The organism is Streptomyces sp. NRRL B-24572 (genome assembly GCF_002156145.1).
Taxonomy (GTDB): Bacteria; Actinomycetota; Actinomycetes; order Streptomycetales; family Streptomycetaceae; genus Streptomyces; species Streptomyces vietnamensis.
In genome coordinates this window covers 239-606 of the sequence record NZ_MWIG01001229.1, presented here as the reverse complement: position 1 = coordinate 606, position 368 = coordinate 239, and the positions used below count along the sequence as shown (strand labels likewise).

At 72.0% G+C, this 368-nt stretch carries 1 protein-coding gene; it reads left to right on the top strand.

The window, feature by feature from the left end; genetic code table 11:
• Nucleotides 1-368: SDR family NAD(P)-dependent oxidoreductase (locus tag CCN56_RS41470; RefSeq protein ID WP_143664867.1), on the top strand; the 368-nt coding region annotated here is incomplete at both ends.

Sequence of the window (368 nt, the reverse complement as noted above, 5' to 3'; positions counted from 1 at the left end):
GGCGGAGGCGGCGGCCGCCGTCTTCGGGGAGCCGGACGTCCTGGTGAACTCGGCCGGCATCAACCTGCGTCCGCCGTTCGGCGAGTTGGGCGAGGAGGTGTGGGACACGACGATGACCGTGAACCTGGAGGCACCGTTCCTGCTCGGTCAGCGCTTCGGGCCCGGCATGGCCGAGCGGGGCTTCGGCCGGATCATCCACATCACCTCGCAGCAGGCGCACCGCGCGTTCGTGCAGAGCGGGGCGTACGGGGTGTCCAAGGGCGCCCTGGAGTCGCTGGCCCGCTCGCAGGCCGAGGCCTGGTCCCCGTACGGGGTCACCGCCAACACCCTGGTGCCCGGCTTCGTGATGACCCCGCTCAACCAGCGCC